At 56.5% G+C, this 16,350-nt stretch carries 17 protein-coding genes; 6 read left to right on the top strand and 11 right to left on the bottom strand.

Features of this window, described 5'->3' with window-relative positions:
* Nucleotides 1-38 precede the first annotated feature (38 nt).
* The 4 genes from G9X48_RS16795 to cpxP form a co-directional block, all read right to left on the bottom strand.
* Entirely contained in the window at nucleotides 39-1,028 is a 990-nt protein-coding gene (locus G9X48_RS16795) for a sulfate ABC transporter substrate-binding protein (protein WP_097641140.1), read from the bottom strand.
* Between the two features lie 165 nt (nucleotides 1,029-1,193).
* Nucleotides 1,194-2,156 (bottom strand): 6-phosphofructokinase, encoded by a 963-nt coding sequence (gene pfkA / locus G9X48_RS16790; protein ID WP_004388500.1) that lies wholly within the window; start codon nucleotides 2,154-2,156, stop codon nucleotides 1,194-1,196.
* Between the two features lie 189 nt (nucleotides 2,157-2,345).
* Nucleotides 2,346-3,248 carry a CDF family cation-efflux transporter FieF gene (fieF, locus tag G9X48_RS16785; protein WP_004388499.1) on the bottom strand — a complete coding sequence of 301 codons (903 nt, stop codon included), beginning with the start codon at nucleotides 3,246-3,248 and terminating at the stop codon, nucleotides 2,346-2,348.
* A 178-nt stretch (nucleotides 3,249-3,426) separates the two neighbouring features.
* A complete protein-coding gene (gene cpxP, locus G9X48_RS16780) occupies nucleotides 3,427-3,936 on the bottom strand; it encodes a cell-envelope stress modulator CpxP (RefSeq protein ID WP_004388498.1) in 510 nt (169 codons plus the stop codon).
* A gap of 148 nt (nucleotides 3,937-4,084) precedes the next feature.
* Between cpxP and cpxR the strand changes: the two genes are divergently transcribed.
* The 3 genes from cpxR (at nucleotide 4,085) to trmL (ending at nucleotide 6,729) form a co-directional block, all read left to right on the top strand.
* Complete coding sequence (gene cpxR / locus G9X48_RS16775; protein ID WP_007895453.1) at nucleotides 4,085-4,783, top strand: envelope stress response regulator transcription factor CpxR; 699 nt, start codon at nucleotides 4,085-4,087, stop codon at nucleotides 4,781-4,783.
* Nucleotides 4,780-6,153, top strand: coding sequence for an envelope stress sensor histidine kinase CpxA (gene cpxA / locus G9X48_RS16770; protein ID WP_007797501.1), 1,374 nt, complete (start codon nucleotides 4,780-4,782; stop codon nucleotides 6,151-6,153). Before cpxR ends, cpxA begins: the two co-directional genes overlap by 4 nt.
* A gap of 102 nt (nucleotides 6,154-6,255) precedes the next feature.
* Entirely contained in the window at nucleotides 6,256-6,729 is a 474-nt protein-coding gene (gene trmL / locus G9X48_RS16765; RefSeq protein ID WP_007895451.1) for a tRNA (uridine(34)/cytosine(34)/5-carboxymethylaminomethyluridine(34)-2'-O)-methyltransferase TrmL, read from the top strand.
* Between the two features lie 63 nt (nucleotides 6,730-6,792).
* Here the strand turns inward: trmL and cysE are convergent, their stop codons facing one another.
* The 5 genes from cysE to G9X48_RS16740 all read right to left on the bottom strand — a co-directional run bounded on the left by cysE (nucleotide 6,793) and on the right by G9X48_RS16740 (nucleotide 9,937).
* Complete coding sequence (gene cysE, locus G9X48_RS16760) at nucleotides 6,793-7,614, bottom strand: serine O-acetyltransferase (protein WP_004388495.1); 822 nt, start codon at nucleotides 7,612-7,614, stop codon at nucleotides 6,793-6,795.
* A gap of 76 nt (nucleotides 7,615-7,690) precedes the next feature.
* Nucleotides 7,691-8,710 (bottom strand): NAD(P)H-dependent glycerol-3-phosphate dehydrogenase, encoded by a 1,020-nt coding sequence (gene gpsA, locus G9X48_RS16755; RefSeq protein WP_004388494.1) that lies wholly within the window; start codon nucleotides 8,708-8,710, stop codon nucleotides 7,691-7,693.
* Nucleotides 8,710-9,177: a protein-export chaperone SecB gene (gene secB, locus G9X48_RS16750; RefSeq protein ID WP_004388493.1), complete on the bottom strand. Its 468-nt coding sequence runs from the start codon at nucleotides 9,175-9,177 to the stop codon at nucleotides 8,710-8,712. The genes gpsA and secB overlap by 1 nt, the downstream gene beginning before the upstream one ends.
* 56 nt (nucleotides 9,178-9,233) lie before the next feature.
* Nucleotides 9,234-9,485, bottom strand: a complete 252-nt coding sequence (grxC, locus tag G9X48_RS16745) for a glutaredoxin 3 (protein WP_004388492.1) — start codon at nucleotides 9,483-9,485, stop codon at nucleotides 9,234-9,236.
* Between the two features lie 20 nt (nucleotides 9,486-9,505).
* Nucleotides 9,506-9,937 (bottom strand): rhodanese-like domain-containing protein, encoded by a 432-nt coding sequence (locus tag G9X48_RS16740; RefSeq protein ID WP_004388491.1) that lies wholly within the window; start codon nucleotides 9,935-9,937, stop codon nucleotides 9,506-9,508.
* A 243-nt stretch (nucleotides 9,938-10,180) separates the two neighbouring features.
* On the opposite strand from G9X48_RS16740, the gene gpmM reads away from it, so the two are divergent.
* Genes gpmM through G9X48_RS16725 form a run of 3 tightly spaced genes read left to right on the top strand, consistent with a single transcriptional unit; the run spans nucleotide 10,181 to nucleotide 13,966 of the window.
* Nucleotides 10,181-11,728: a 2,3-bisphosphoglycerate-independent phosphoglycerate mutase gene (gene gpmM, locus G9X48_RS16735; protein WP_097570958.1), complete on the top strand. Its 1,548-nt coding sequence runs from the start codon at nucleotides 10,181-10,183 to the stop codon at nucleotides 11,726-11,728.
* 33 nt (nucleotides 11,729-11,761) lie between these two features.
* Complete coding sequence (gene envC / locus G9X48_RS16730) at nucleotides 11,762-13,021, top strand: murein hydrolase activator EnvC (protein ID WP_234005266.1); 1,260 nt, start codon at nucleotides 11,762-11,764, stop codon at nucleotides 13,019-13,021.
* A 3-nt stretch (nucleotides 13,022-13,024) separates the two neighbouring features.
* The gene (locus G9X48_RS16725; protein ID WP_097641141.1) at nucleotides 13,025-13,966 is read left to right on the top strand and encodes a divergent polysaccharide deacetylase family protein; all 942 of its coding nucleotides are present in this window, start codon (nucleotides 13,025-13,027) and stop codon (nucleotides 13,964-13,966) included.
* A gap of 31 nt (nucleotides 13,967-13,997) precedes the next feature.
* Here the strand turns inward: G9X48_RS16725 and G9X48_RS16720 are convergent, their stop codons facing one another.
* Complete coding sequence (locus G9X48_RS16720) at nucleotides 13,998-14,798, bottom strand: glycosyltransferase family 2 protein (protein WP_004388487.1); 801 nt, start codon at nucleotides 14,796-14,798, stop codon at nucleotides 13,998-14,000.
* 526 nt (nucleotides 14,799-15,324) lie between these two features.
* The gene (gene tdh / locus G9X48_RS16715) at nucleotides 15,325-16,350 is read right to left on the bottom strand and encodes an L-threonine 3-dehydrogenase (protein ID WP_085662014.1); all 1,026 of its coding nucleotides are present in this window, start codon (nucleotides 16,348-16,350) and stop codon (nucleotides 15,325-15,327) included.

Here is a 16,350-nt window from a genome sequence, read left to right as displayed (position 1 = left end):
ATGGAGGAAAGCTGGCCACATCCGTGTGGCCGGGGTATTTAACGCTGGCTTATCTGATCGAACGTGCCGCCGTTCGCAAAGTGCGTTTGCTGCGCTTTGGTCCAGCCGCCGAACACATCATCAATCGTGAAGAGTTTCAGTTTCGGGAAGGTGCTTTCATATTTCGCGGCGACTTGCGCATCGCGCGGGCGATAGAAGTTTTTCGCGGCGATCTCCTGGCCTTCCGGCGAGTAGAGATATTTCAGGTAGGCTTCCGCCACCGCCTGGGTGCCCTTCTCCTGCGCCACTTTATCGACGACCGAAACAGTCGGCTCGGCGAGGATAGATTCACTCGGCGTCACGATTTCAAATTTGTCTTTGCCAAGTTCGTTGGCGGCCAGCAGCGCCTCGTTTTCCCAGGCGATCAGCACATCGCCGATGCCGCGCTCAACAAAGGTGTTGGTCGCGCCGCGCGCGCCGGAATCGAGCACTTCGACGTTTTTATACAGCGCCTTGACGAATTCCTGCGCTTTGACCTGATCGCCGTTGTTGTGATGCAGCGCGTAGCCCCAGGCCGCCAGATAGTTCCAGCGCGCGCCGCCGGAGCTTTTCGGGTTCGGCGTGATGACCGACACGCCCGGCTTCACCAGATCGTTCCAGTCTTTGATTTGCTTCGGATTGCCTTTGCGCACGAGGAACACGATGGTGGAGGTGTACGGCGCGGAGTTGTCCGGCAGGCGTTTGATCCAGTTTTTATCGATACGGCCGCGCTCGGCGATCGCGTCCACGTCATAGGCCAGCGCCAGCGTCACGACATCCGCTTTGATACCGTTAATGACCGAGGTCGCCTGCTTGCCGGAACCGCCATGCGACTGGCGGACCACGACGTTATCGCCGGTCTCTTTTTTCCAGTGCGCGCTGAACGCTTTGTTGTACTGCTCATAGAATTCGCGCGTCGGATCGTAAGAGACGTTTAACAACTGCACGTCTTTCGCCAGTACGCTTGCCGAAGCCAACAGTAAAGTAATGCCCACGCCCCACTTGTTCATCGCACGCTCTCTTTAAATTTTCAGATGTGAATTTCGATAAAAGCAGCGTGCCAGAAAGCGCGGCGTGGACTAAAGAATAAAAAAAAATTGGCTATAACTTTGGGGAATAACGCAGAGTAAAACAACGCCCGGGCGCGTTAGCATACCGGGCGTTTACCGAGAGGCTTAGTAGAGCTTTTTCGCGCACTCCAGCCAGTCGCCTTTGAACGGACGCTTCATGTTTTCGATAGCGTCGATGATGTCGTGATGCACCATTTTTTCGTTCTGGATGCCGACGCAGCGGCCGCCGTGGCCCTGCAGCAGCAGTTCGATGGCGTAAGCGCCCATACGGGATGCCAGGATACGATCATAAGGCACCGGCGAGCCGCCGCGCTGGATATGGCCGAGCACCGTCGCGCGGGTTTCGCGTTTGGTTTCGGTTTCGATGTATTTCGCCAGCTCGTCGATGTCGCAGATGTGCTCGGTGATCGCAACGATAGCGTGTTTCTTGCCTTTCGCGATGCCGGCTTTGATTTCTGCCACCAGATCTTCGCGGTTGAACTCCACTTCCGGCAGAACGATAAATTCGCAACCACCCGCGATGGCCGCCGCCAGAGTCAGGTCGCCACAGTAGCGCCCCATCACTTCCACAATGGAAATACGCTGGTGGGAAGAAGAGGTGTCGCGCAGACGGTCAATCGCCTCAACCACGGTGTGCAGCGCGGTGAAGTAACCGATGGTGTAATCGGTGCCTGCGACGTCGTTATCGATGGTGCCCGGCAGGCCGATGCACGGGAAGCCCATTTCAGTCAGGCGTTTGGCACCCATGTAGGAGCCGTCACCGCCGATGACAACCAGCGCGTCGATCCCGCGTTTCTTCATGTTCTCGATAGCCACGGCACGGATATGTTCTTCGCGGAATTCCGGGAAGCGCGCGGAACCGAGGAAGGTGCCGCCGCGGTTGATCATGTCGGAAACGCTGTAGCGGTCGAGCTGGATCATGCGGTCTTCATACAGGCCAAGATAGCCGTCGTAAACGCCGAACACTTCCAGACCTTCCGTCAGCGCCGCGCGGACAACACCGCGGATGGCGGCGTTCATGCCTGGCGCATCACCGCCACTCGTCAACACACCGATTTTCTTAATCATGACTACCTCTGAACGTAGAATGCAAAAGGAATACTTTCGCCGGAAACCGCCTGCGCAAGCGCGACAGGTGATCGACTATTGCTGCAAATAGTATATCAACAGCTTCCTGCTGAATTGATTCAGGTCAGCCCGCGTGGGGGTGATATATACAAAAAATGCCTGACCGAACCACGCCTTTACAACGAATGCTTAGTGCTCAAATTGCCCTTGCTGGAAACGCGGAACGACTGAGCATGGATCCTGATGAATAATGACGTCCGACCCCGGAAACCGGGACAGGATCGCCTGCTCCACCTGTTCGGCGATAAGATGCGCCTGAACCAGCGGCAGGTTGTCTTCCATTTCAAGATGAAGCTGGATAAAGCGGGTCGGCCCTGACTGCCGCGTGCGCAGATCGTGTGCGCCACGAACGCCGGGCCAGGCGGCGACAATGTCGATTATCGCCTGGCGCTCGTCATCGGGCAGAGCCCGGTCGAGCAGCGACTGTATCGCTTCATAGCCCATCCGTAACGCACTATATAAAATCCAGACGCCAATCCCGAGCGCGAACAGCGCGTCGGCGCGGTGCAGGCCATACCAGGAGAGGGCCAGCGCCACCAGAATAGCGCCGTTCATCATAACATCAGACTGATAATGAAGCATATCCGCCCGCACCGCCTGGCTGCGGGTTTTACGCACCACCCAGCGCTGAAATGTGACTAACATCAGCGTGGTAATAAGCGCGGCCACCGTCACGACAATGCCGACCAGCGGCGCGCGCATCGGCTCCGGCGTAATCAGATGCTGAATGCCGGTCAGGAAAAGAAACAGTGCCGAGCCGGAAATAAACATGCTTTGCGCGAGCGCCGCCAGCGATTCCGCTTTTCCGTGACCAAACGTATGTTCTTCATCGGCAGGCTGAAGCGAATAGCGCACCACTAAAAGATTGGTCAGCGACGCGGCGATATCTACCAGCGAATCCACCAGAGCGGCAAGAATGCTGACAGAGCCGGTATACCACCAGGCGAAAATTTTAATGATCAGCAGTAAGGTTGCCACAAGCGTTGCGGCCAGCGCCGCCCGGCTCACCAGACGGCCATAATCATGATTCATAACGACTCCTGCGAAGGCATGTTGCCAGTATAACTAACCGTTCGCTGGAGTTTGATGAAATTCGTCTGACGCATGAAGGCAGTGAACGTTACAGCACCGTGAAAAAAGGGCAAAAAAAAACCCCCACATCATGTGGGGGAAGACAGGGATGGTGTCTATGGCAAGGAAAACAGGGTTGTTACTGGTTACTACTACGGGTACTGCTACTTAAAAGCGGCAGCGCGGACTGGCGCTGCATCTGTGCAACCTCACGGAACTGTTCCATGCGTTGCTGGTGTTTCTTGTTTAAAACCGCTTGCTGCTCGGGCGTTAACAGGCGATACATCTGGTTTCTTACTTTCGCCATTTCGACCTGGCGAGCCACTTGCTCCTGGGCCATTTTTTCCGCCTGAGCGCGCACAGCGTTTTCATCAAAATTTTCTGCGGTGACCAGCCTGTGCATGGCCTCCATTTCGCTAACATTAACAGGGGGCTGCTCATGCCGCGCTCGCTGCATCAAATCGCGCATTTGCTGGCGCTGATGCTCTGTTAAGTTAATACCGTCAAACATATGGCTCTGCACACTGTTGCGCTGCGTCAGCATGTCCGCCGGATGCCAGCTTTCGTCCGTCGGGACCGATGCTGCCTGGCTGGTTAACGCACCGACAGCCAGCGTTGAGGCCATGACGGCGGCGGTAACTTTGCGCATCACTGACTCCTGGAAACTTATGTGCTGCGGTTCAACGAAATCCAGTCTACGATTCGGGCTGCAAACATGCGTCAGGGGGTGTAAAACAACGTAAAGTCATGGATTAGCGCGCCTTGATGACGTAATTTCTGCCTCGGAGGTACTGAAAATGAATAAAATCCTGTTAGTTGATGATGACCGCGAGCTGACGTCCCTGTTAAAGGAATTGCTCGACATGGAAGGGTTTAACGTCCTCGTAGCCCATGATGGCGAACAGGCGCTTGACCTCCTGGATGACAGCATCGACCTGCTTTTGCTCGACGTGATGATGCCGAAGAAAAACGGCATTGATACTTTGAAAGAGCTTCGCCAGACACACCAGACACCCGTCATTATGTTGACCGCGCGCGGCAGCGAGCTGGATCGCGTACTCGGCCTTGAGCTGGGCGCGGATGATTACCTGCCAAAACCGTTTAACGACCGCGAACTCGTGGCCCGTATTCGCGCCATTTTGCGCCGCTCGCACTGGAGCGAACAGCAGCAGAACAGCGATAACGGCTCGCCGACGCTGGAAGTGGACGCGCTCTGCTTAAACCCGGGCCGCCAGGAGGCGAGCTTCGATGGACAGACGCTGGAGCTCACCGGTACCGAATTCACCCTGCTCTATCTGCTCGCGCAGCATCTGGGCCAGGTGGTATCGCGCGAACATTTAAGCCAGGAAGTGCTCGGCAAACGCCTTACGCCGTTCGATCGCGCGATCGATATGCACATTTCTAACCTGCGTCGTAAATTGCCGGAGCGCAAAGACGGCCATCCGTGGTTTAAAACCCTGCGCGGACGCGGCTATCTGATGGTTTCCGCTTCATGATAGGCAGTCTTACCGCCCGCATCTTCGCCATTTTCTGGCTGACGCTGGCGCTGGTGTTAATGCTGGTCCTGATGCTGCCTAAGCTCGACAGCCGTCAAATGACGGAATTGCTGGAGAGCGAGCAGCGTCAGGGCACGATGATTGAGCAGCACGTCGAAGCTGAGCTTGCAAGCGACCCGCCCAACGATCTGATGTGGTGGCGGCGGCTGTTCCGCGCTATCGACAAATGGGCACCGCCGGGGCAGCGGCTGTTGCTGGTTACCAGCGAAGGGCGCGTGATCGGCGCTGAGCGCAATGAAATGCAGATCATTCGCAACTTTATCGGCCAGTCTGATAACTCCGATCATCCGCAGAAGAAAAAATATGGCCGCGTGGAGCTGGTCGGGCCGTTTTCCGTGCGCGACGGCGAAGATAATTACCAGCTTTACCTAATCCGCCCGGCGAGCAATTCGCAGTCCGATTTTATTAACCTTCTATTCGACCGCCCGCTGCTACTGCTGATTGTCACGATGCTGGTCAGCTCGCCGCTGCTGCTGTGGCTGGCGTGGAGCCTGGCGCGCCCGGCGCGTAAGCTTAAAAACGCCGCCGATGAAGTGGCTCAGGGCAACCTGCGCCAGCACCCGGAGCTGGAAGCCGGGCCGCAGGAGTTTATCGCCGCAGGCGCGAGTTTTAACCAGATGGTGACGGCGCTTGAACGGATGATGACGACTCAGCAACGACTGCTTTCTGATATCTCCCACGAACTGCGCACGCCGCTTACGCGTCTGCAACTGGGCACCGCGCTGCTGCGCCGCCGCAGCGGAGAGAGCAAAGAGCTGGAGCGCATCGAAACCGAAGCGCACCGGCTCGACAGCATGATTAACGATCTGCTGGTGATGTCGCGTAACCAGCAGAAAAACGCGCTGGTGAGCGAGACCATGAAAGCGAACCAGATCTGGGGCGAAGTCCTTGATAACGCCGCGTTTGAAGCCGAGCAGATGGGTAAATCATTTGAAGTAACGTATCCGCCGGGCCCGTGGCTGCTTTATGGCAACCCGAACGCGCTGGAAAGCGCGCTGGAAAATATCGTGCGCAACGCGCTGCGCTACTCGCACAGCAAGATTTCCGTGAGTTTTGCCGTGGATAAAGAAGGGATTACGATTAATGTCGATGATGACGGTCCGGGCGTCAGCCAGGCCGATCGGGAACAGATTTTCCGTCCGTTCTATCGCACTGACGAGGCACGCGACCGCGAATCCGGTGGTACGGGTCTCGGTCTCGCTATCGTTGAAACCGCCGTTCAGCAGCATCGCGGCTGGGTGAAGGCAGACGACAGTCCGCTGGGCGGCCTGCGCCTGACGCTCTGGCTGCCGCTTTATCACCGCTCCTGAGGTCGCCCTCCCCCTGCGGGAGGGCGTTGTTTATCCTGCGTCCGCAGTGTTTACCCACCGGCAATTCTGTTATTCTGCGCGCCTCTGCACAAGGGGAGCCGTATGCTGAATATCGTCCTGTTTGAACCTGAAATTCCGCCCAACACCGGTAATATCATCCGTCTTTGCGCTAATACAGGCTTTCGCCTGCATATTATTGAACCGATGGGTTTTACCTGGGATGATAAGCGCCTGCGCCGCGCCGGGCTGGATTACCACGAATTTACCGCCGTGATGCGCCATGCCGACTATGCCGCGTTTCTGGAAGCGGAAAAGCCGCAGCGTCTGTTTGCGCTCACCACTAAAGGCACGCCTGCGCACAGCGCGGTCAGCTATCAGGACGGCGACTATCTGATGTTTGGCCCGGAAACCCGCGGTCTGCCCGCCTCAATTCTGGACGTACTGCCACAAGAGCAGAAGATCCGCATCCCGATGATGCCGGACAGCCGCAGCATGAACCTCTCCAACGCGGTTTCCGTCGTGGTGTACGAGGCCTGGCGGCAGCTTGGTTATCCAGGCGCGGTATTGCGCAGCTAAACGCCACCGTCAGAAACAACAAAGCCGCGCACCGCGCGGCTTTTTAATGCAAACCTTGCAGGCTCAGATGCCATCGCCGTACTCAAACCCGTGGTTGATGCCGTTGAAATGCTGATCCATATCCATCGACGGTTTATCGCTCTCAGGCTTACCGACAATACGCGCCGGGACGCCAGCCGCCGTGGTGTGCGGCGGCACCGGCTGAAGCACCACCGAGCCCGCGCCGATTTTCGCGCCGCGCCCGACTTCGATATTGCCAAGAATTTTCGCGCCCGCGCCAATCATCACGCCTTCGCGGATTTTCGGGTGGCGATCGCCGCTGGTTTTACCGGTACCGCCCAGCGTCACGGATTGCAGAATAGAAACGTCATCTTCCACCACGGCGGTTTCGCCGATCACAATGCCGGTCGCATGATCGAGCATGATCCCGCGGCCAATGGTCGCCGCCGGATGAATATCAACCTGAAAAGAGACCGACACCTGATTTTGCAGGAAAATCGCCAGCGCCTGACGCCCCTGCTTCCAGAGCCAGTGGCCGATACGGTAGGCCTGCAGGGCATGAAAACCTTTGAGATAGAGCAGCGGCGTGGAGTATTTATCCACCGCCGGATCGCGGGTGCGGACGGCCTGGATATCGCACGCGGCGGAGGCAATCATTTCCGGGTCTGCCCGGTACGCCTCTTCCACCACTTCACGAATGGCGATGGCAGGCATAATCGGCGACGCCAGCTTGTTCGCCAGCATGTAACTTAACGCGCTACCCAGATTTTCGTGCTTAAGCAATGTCGCATGGTAAAAACTGGCCAGCATCGGCTCACAATCGGCCAGCTGACGGGCTTCGGCTTTAATATTCTTCCACACCAGATCCAGTTCTTCACACGGCATTGCTTTCTCCAGACAAACAAACAGCGGCCGACAAAACAGTTTGTCGGCACGCATCAATCATTACGGGCGCTCGTCCTTACTGGCTGCTTCGCTCATCCTTGCGGGTACGGCCCAGCAGCGTTAATGCTGCCTCGCGCGCATTTTTTCCGCAATAGAGTACCTGATAAATTTCCTCGGTTATTGGCATTTCCACGCCAACACGCGCCGCCAGCTCGCGCACCTCTTTGGTGTTGCGATAGCCTTCCACCACCTGACCGATCTTCTCCTGCGCGCTCTGCACATCAGCGCCCTGGCCGAGCATCATGCCGAAACGGCGGTTGCGCGACTGGTTGTCAGTACAGGTCAACACCAGATCGCCAAGGCCCGCCATGCCCATGAAGGTGGTCGGGTCCGCGCCGAGCGCTGCGCCCAGGCGAGACATCTCCGCAAGCCCGCGCGTAATCAGTGCGGTACGGGCGTTCGCGCCGAAGCCGATACCGTCAGACATCCCGGCACCGATAGCGATAACGTTTTTCACCGCGCCGCCAAGCTGCACGCCGATGAAATCCGGGTTGCTGTAAACGCGAAAACTTTTGCCACAGTGCAGAAGCTGCTGGAGATCGTCTGCGAATGTCTCGTCCGTCGCCGCCAGTGAAATCGCCGTTGGCAGCCCTGCCGCCAGCTCTTTGGCGAACGTCGGCCCGGAGATAACCGCAAGCGGAATCTCATCGCCCAGCGCCTCACGCGCCACATCCTGCAACAGCCTGCCCGTCTCCGCTTCAAGGCCTTTGGTCGCCCATACCACCCGGGCATCGGGGCGCATCAGCGGTTTAATCTGGCGCAGCACCTGACCAAACACATGGCTTGGCACCACCACCAGAATATTACGGCTGGCGGCAAGCGCTGTGGCTAAATCGCTCTCAAGATGAAGCGTATCCGGGAAAGGCACATCGGGAAGGAAAGCCGCATTGCAGCGGTCAGCCTGTAGCGTCGCGATATGCGCAGGGTCATGACCCCACAGCACGACGTGATGGCCGTTTCTTGCCAGTGTGATGGCAAGAGCGGTGCCGTAGGAGCCGGCACCGATGACTGTCATTGACGCATTAATGGTGTTCATCAGGCATCCTGATGGTTTGGCGCACCTTCAGCAGCCTGCTGCTGCAGATAGTTCATGAACAGCGCGTCGAAGTTAACCGGCGCAAGGTTCAGCTGCGGGAAAGTGCCGCGGGAAACCAGGTTGGTGATGCATTCGCGAGCGTACGGGAACAGGCTGTTCGGGCAGTAAGCGCCGAGGCAGTGCGCCATCTGGGTGCCTTCGATGCCGGAAATATTGAAAATACCTGCCTGCTGCACTTCGCAAAGGAAAGCGGTCTCTTCGCCCAGCGACGCGGTGACCGTCACGCGCAATACTACTTCGTAGACATCGTCAGCGAGCTGGCTGGAGGCAGTATCCAGATCCAGTTTCACTTCCGGCTGCCAGTCTTTCTGAAACACGTGCGGCGCATTCGGTGCTTCAAAAGAGATGTCTTTGGTGTAGATGCGCAGAAGCTGAAAATTCATTTCAGTGTTGTTTTGTTCTGACATGAGCGAAAACCCTTTGTATGTAATGTCCTTAAATGTGCCGTCACGGCTAAAGCGCACTAGCGCAGCAGAGGATCGAGTCCGCCACGCGCATCCAGTGCATGCAGGTCGTCGCAGCCGCCGATGTGCTGACCGTCGATAAAGATCTGCGGTACAGTGGTGCGGCCACTACGCTGAATCATCTCTTCCCGTTTGGCGGTGTCGCCATCAATGGGTAGCTCGAGGAAAGCGGCGCCTTTGCTGTTCAGCAGGGCCTTCGCACGATGGCAATACGGGCAGGTTGCTTTGGTATACATTTCGATATTAGCCATGTCGTTACCTCTTATGAAAATTATTTACCACGCACCAGCGGCAGGTTTTCACCACTCCAGCCGGCGACGCCTTCTTTCAGCACATACACCTGTTCAAACCCGGCGTTCGTCAGCGCCGTCGCTGATTCCTGTGCCGTCAGGCCGTTGCCGTCAACCACGATAACCGGCTTCGCTTTATGCTTGTCCAGTTCGCCCACGTTGTTGGCTTTGATATCGGCAGGCAGCACGTTCATGGCGCTGGCGATATGGCCTTTGCGGAAGTCGTCGCGCTGGCGGATATCCACTACCACGGCATCTTCTTTGTTGATAAGACGCGTCGCTTCACCACGCGTAATCACCTTCACTTTAGAGGTCAGGCTTTTGAAAGTGGTGTAAATCACCGCCGCGAGTAACGCAATCCACGCGATACTAAGTATGGGGTGGCGGCCAACGAATTGCATAATTTCTTGCATGGGGGGGTCAAACTCCCGACTCAGTAAAAAAACCAGGTGTGGAGTATACCTGCGCGCTGTGTCAATTACAGCCAGTACAAGGCAGGTTGTGTGTTTTCTGCGGCGCGTTACGAAAAAAAGAATGAAATGCGCCGTCACGCTTGCACGCTCCGGCCTGTTCTTTGATCTTCTGCGGCTATTTGCCCTCAGGCGGTGTAGTAAAATTACGCCAATTTTTTCGTCTTTGACGCATGAGGTTCTGCAATGTCGCTTACTAAAAAACCTGTCGTATTAGTGATTCTGGATGGCTATGGCTACCGTGAAGATAGCCAGGATAACGCTATTTCCGCCGCCAAAACGCCTGTGATGGATAGCCTGTGGGCCAACCGTCCGCACACCTTAATTGATGCCTCTGGCCTTGAAGTCGGCCTGCCGGACCGTCAGATGGGCAACTCGGAAGTCGGTCACGTCAACCTGGGGGCCGGTCGCATCGTGTATCAGGATCTCACGCGTCTGGATGTGGAAATCAAAGAGCGCACTTTCTTTGAAAACCCGGTGCTGACTGCCGCTGTGGATAAAGCCGTCGCTGCAGGCAAAGCCGTACACATTATGGGCCTGGCGTCGCCGGGCGGCGTACACAGCCATGAAGATCATATCCTGGCGATGATTGAACTGGCCGCCGCCCGTGGCGCAGAGAAAATCTATCTGCACGCGTTCCTGGACGGCCGTGATACGCCGCCGCGCAGCGCAAAAGCGTCGCTTGAGAAATTCGCGGCGAAATTTGCCGAAGTCGGTAAAGGCCGCATCGCCTCTATCATTGGCCGCTATTTCGCGATGGATCGCGACAACCGCTGGGACCGCGTGGAGCAGGCGTATGACTTGCTGACGCTGGCGAAAGGCGAATATGAAGCGCAAAACGCGGTGGCCGGCCTTGAAGCCGCCTACGCGCGTGATGAAAACGATGAATTCGTTAAAGCGACCGTAATTCGTGGTGAAGGCGAAGCGTCTGCCGCAATGGAAGATGGCGACGCGCTGATTTTCATGAACTTCCGCGCCGACCGCGCGCGCCAGATAACCCGCGCGTTTGTAAACCGCGATTTCGAAGGCTTTAGCCGTAAAAAAGTCGTGAAGTTCGCGGATTTTGTCATGCTGACGGAGTATGCAGCGGATATCCGCACCGCCTGCGCTTACCCGCCAGCCTCGCTGCTGAACACCTTCGGTGAATGGATGGCGAAACATGACAAAACCCAGCTGCGCATCTCCGAAACCGAGAAATACGCGCATGTGACCTTCTTCTTTAACGGCGGCGTGGAAGAGCCGTTCCCGGGCGAAGATCGCATTCTGATTAATTCGCCGAAAGTCGCGACCTACGATCTGCAGCCGGAAATGAGTTCTGCCGAGCTTACCGAAAAACTCGTCGGCGCGATTAACAGCGGCAAATATGACGCGATTATCTGCAACTACCCGAACGGCGATATGGTCGGGCATACCGGCGTATTCGACGCGGCTGTTGCGGCGGTGGAAGCGCTGGATAACTGCATCGCGCAGGTGACCCGCGCCGTTGAGGCCGCAGGCGGTCAGATGCTTATCACCGCTGACCACGGCAACGCCGAGCAGATGCGCGATCCGGCAACAGGCCAGGCGCACACCGCGCACACTAACCTGCCGGTGCCGCTGATTTACGTGGGCAATAAAGCCGTGAAAGCCGTGGACGGCGGCAAGCTCTCTGATATCGCGCCGACCCTGCTGACGCTGATGGGGATGGAAATCCCGCAAGAGATGACTGGCAAGCCGCTGTTCATCGTGGAATAATCCCTCCCCATGAAGGGAAAGGCGATTTTTTCAATGACATGGGGCAACAGGCCGTTTCGGTTCTCACTTAAGCCCCTGCTTTACGCCAGCGCGCTCAGCGCTGGCGTATTGTTATGCCCGCTTTCCGCCCACGCGGATGACCGCGATCAGCTTAAATCCATACAGGATGATATCGCCGCCAAAGAGCGCGCCGTGCGCCAGCAACAGCAGCAGCGCGCGAAACTGCTCGCCCAGCTGAAAAGCCAGGAACAGGCGATCGCCGCCGCCAGCCGCAAACTGCGCGAAACCCAGAATACGCTGGCGGATCTCAATCGCCAGATTGCCCAGATGAACGACTCCATCGCAAAGCTTGAGAAGCAAAAAGCGGCACAGGAACGCAACCTGGCGGCCCAGCTTGATGCGGCGTTCCGTCAGGGGCAACACAGCGGCCTTCAGCTGATCCTGAGCGGCGAAGAGAGCCAGCGCGGCCAGCGTTTACAGGCCTATTTCGGCTATCTTAACCAGGCGCGACAGGAAACCATCGCCCAGCTCAAGCAAACCCGCGAAGAAGTCGCCACGCAAAAAGCGGAGCTTGAAGAGAAGCAGACGCAACAGCAGACGCTGCTTTACGAGCAGCAGGCGCAACAGGCGAAGCTGGAGCAGGCCCGCAACGAACGTAAGAAAACCCTTGGCGCGCTGGATTCTTCCATTCAGGAAGGGCAGCAGCAGCTAAGCGAGCTGCGCGCCAACGAATCGCGCCTGCGCGATCGCATCGCCCGTGCGGAAGCGGCGGCCAAAGCGCGCGCCGAACGCGAGGCGCGTGAAGCTGAACAGGTTCGTTCCCGTCAGAAAGAGGCCTCGCGCAAAGGCACCACCTATAAACCTTCCGACAGCGAACGTTCACTGATGGCGCGCACCGGCGGGCTCGGCTCGCCGAACGGTCAGGCATTCTGGCCGGTACGCGGCCCGTTGCTGCACCGTTATGGCGAACAGCTGCAAGGTGAACTACGTTGGAAGGGCATCGTTATCGGTGCCAGCGAAGGCACCGAGGTGAAAGCCATCGCCGACGGGCGCGTTATCCTTGCCGACTGGCTGCAGGGTTATGGTCTGGTCGTGGTGGTTGAGCACGGAAAAGGCGACATGAGCCTTTACGGTTACAACCAGAGCGCGCTGGTGAACGTGGGCGCGCAGGTCCGCGCCGGTCAGCCCATCGCGCTGGTGGGTAACAGCGGCGGTCAGGGTCGTCCTTCACTCTATTTTGAAATTCGCCGTCAGGGTCAGGCGGTCAATCCACAACCGTGGTTGGGAAGATAAGTTTTGCTTCAGTTGCGTCGTCTTGTTTTTGCTCTCGCCGGTTCGCTGGCACTCGCCGCTCCCGCCCTTGCCGGCAAACTCGCTATCGTGATTGATGATTTCGGCTATCGCCCGGGCACCGAAAACCAGGTGCTGGCGATGCCTGCAGAAGTCTCCGTCGCCGTGCTGCCTAATGCGCCGCACGCCCGCGAAATGGCGACTAAAGCCCATAATCAGGGACATGACGTGCTCATTCACCTGCCGATGGCGCCGCTCAGCAAACAACCGCTGGAAAAAGACACGCTGCGCCCGGACATGAGCGCTGATGAAATCGCGCGTATTATTCGCGAAGCGGTAAACAGCGTGCCTTACGCCATCGGCATGAATAACCATATGGGCAGCGCGATGACATCAAGTCTTCCAGGTATGCAGAAAGTGATGGCGTCGCTCGCGCACTACAATCTCTTTTTCCTCGATAGCATGACCATCAGTAACAGCCAGGCCATGCGCGCCGCCGCAGGCACCGGCGTGAAAGTCATCAAGCGTAAAGTCTTTCTGGACGACACCCAGAACGACGCGGATATCCGTTATCAGTTTAACCGCGCGGTCGCGCTGGCGCGCCGTAACGGCTCGGCGATTGCTATCGGGCACCCTCACCCGTCAACGGTACGCGTGCTCCAGCAAATGCTCTACAATCTGCCGCCCGATATTACGCTGGTGCGCGCGAGCAGCCTGCTGAACGAGCCGCAGGTGGATACATCAAGACCAAACGTCGCGCCGCCTTCACAGACCGTGCCGACCGCGCCGCGTAACCCGTTCCGTGGTGTGAAGCTTTGCAAGCCGAAACGCCAGCCTGAGCCGGTCTATGCCACGCGTTTCTTTACGGTGATCGGCGAAAGCGTCAGCCAGAGCCCGCTGGTGAGTTATTTGCGTCATCAATGGCAAGGATGGGGCAAACAGTCCTGAATAAAAAACCCGCCGGAAGGCGGGTTTTTTATTATCGAGGGAGCGGTGAGTCAGAATGTTTTTTTACCGGCACCTTTTTTTTATCGCCGTGCGCATACCAGGCTTTGAAGTATTTGAGGAAGCTGTAAAACGTGGCATATAAGCCCGTTACCAGCCCCACCCGACCCTGTCGCCAGGCTCCGCTAAACAGATACCATTTAAAAAACGCGCCGATCGCGCTTATCACACCGCGAAGCAGCGACGGACGCACTTTTTTATATTTCACCAGCCGCGTCGTATAACTGTTTAATTTATTAAAAACTTCATGCAACGAGTAAAACGTATCGTGACGAACATAGCCGGGAATTTTTACCGTCTGTAACTGCCCTTCCACTTTGTCATCCACAGGGCGATCGTTAAATCGCGCCGAACGACGGTTAAAAAGCCGGACCGGGAAATCAGGCGAGGAGATGGGATAAATGGTGCGCACAGGCTCGCCAAGTACATGCCAGTAGCGGGAAATTCGCCAGGCCTGATCAGGGCGCGGTTCGTCACCTGCTTTCAGCGCCAGAATAAAATCGACGGTTTCATCATCGAGGATTTCATCGCTGTCCATACAGAGCACCCAGTCATGCGAGGCAAGGCTAATCGCATGATTCATCTGCTGGCCGTGCATAGCATAAGGGTGAAAATGCGGCGTAATGCCATATTCATGACAAATCGCCACGGTGTCGTCATGGCTGCCGGAATCCAGCACCACCATTTCATCAGCAATAATCAACAATGGTGGTAACACTTCACGCAGCAAGCGCGCAGAGTTGCAGGTCAGAACGCAAACGGAGAGTTTAAGCATAGTGATTCACAACATTTAACCAGGCCTGAACAAACAATATAGGCACGGCAGGCAAAAACGATAAAGAAAAAGTGCGCAAATGTGGCGTAAGTCCAGAATCAGCCACGATATTTTTTTCTGTCTACGCAGACGAACAGCCTGTCATGGCGATAAAGGGCGCGTACACGGGCCTGCAGCGATAAGAGATTGGCTCAACAATAGCGAGCTTGCGTAACGTAGATAACGACTAGCAGAGGAATTACCAACAACAAAACGCTCGAAATACGCAGGCCCTATTTCGTGGACTTTTGTTCTAACAGAATAGACATGAAGACGCGGATTGTATTTTATTTTTTCTGACGACACTTTTAAATACATGCAAAAAAAAGCCCACCGCTCTTTTACAAAGAGAGTCAGGTATTGGCGTGATATTGCGTGTAAAAAGGGAGTTATAAAAATCGGGGCAGACGGTAGCAATTCGCTTTTATAAAGCATAACCACTGAAAATAGTAGCGGCGCCCGAATAATCAGGCGCCGTAATTAAGGGTTAATCCCAGCTCAGGATCACCTTCCCGGACTGGCCGGAACGCATAGCGTCAAAGCCCTTCTGGAAGTCATCGATGGTGAAGCGATGGGTGATAATCGGCGACAGATCCAGGCCAGACTGAATGAGCGCGGCCATTTTGTACCAGGTTTCAAACATCTCGCGGCCATAAATACCTTTGATGAAGAGCCCTTTAAAAATGACTTTGTTCCAGTCGATGGACATATCGGAGGGCGGAATACCCAGCATCGCAATACGTCCGCCGTGGTTCATGGTGTCCAGCATGGTGCGAAATGCCGGCGGCGCGCCGGACATCTCAAGGCCCACATCGAAGCCTTCCGTCATGCCCAGTTCGTTCATCACGTCCTGCAGGCTTTCGTTCGCGACGTTCACCGCGCGGGTAACGCCCATTTTGCGGGCCAGCGACAAGCGATACTCATTCACATCGGTAATGACGACGTTACGCGCACCGACATGTTTCGCTACTGCTGCCGCCATGATGCCGATCGGGCCCGCGCCTGACACCAGCACATCTTCACCGACCAGATCAAACGAGAGCGCCGTATGTACGGCGTTGCCGAACGGGTCAAAGATGGAAGCCAGGTCGTCAGAGATATTGTCCGGGATTTTGAACGCGTTGAACGCCGGGATCACCAGATATTCCGCGAAACAGCCCGGACGGTTGACGCCCACGCCAACGGTGTTGCGGCACAGATGCGTGCGCCCGCCGCGGCAGTTACGGCAGTGGCCGCAGGTAATGTGGCCTTCGCCGCTGACGCGATCGCCAATTTTAAAGCCTTTCACTTCCTGGCCAATGCCGACCACTTCGCCAACATATTCATGGCCGACAACCATCGGCACCGGAATGGTTTTTTGCGACCAGTCATCCCAGTTGTAAATATGCACGTCGGTGCCGCAAATCGCGGTTTTGCGAATTTTGATCAGCAGATCGTTATGACCCACTTCCGGCTGCGGCACATCGGTCATCCAGATGCCTTCTGCCGGTTTCAGTTTTGATAATGCTTTCAT

The sequence above is a fragment of the Cronobacter sp. HA18006 genome (genome assembly GCF_011605445.1).
GTDB classification, from domain to species: Bacteria; Pseudomonadota; Gammaproteobacteria; order Enterobacterales; family Enterobacteriaceae; genus Cronobacter; species Cronobacter sakazakii.
The sequence above is the reverse complement of the archived record's forward strand: the minus strand, read 5'-3'. Positions and strand labels throughout refer to the sequence as shown.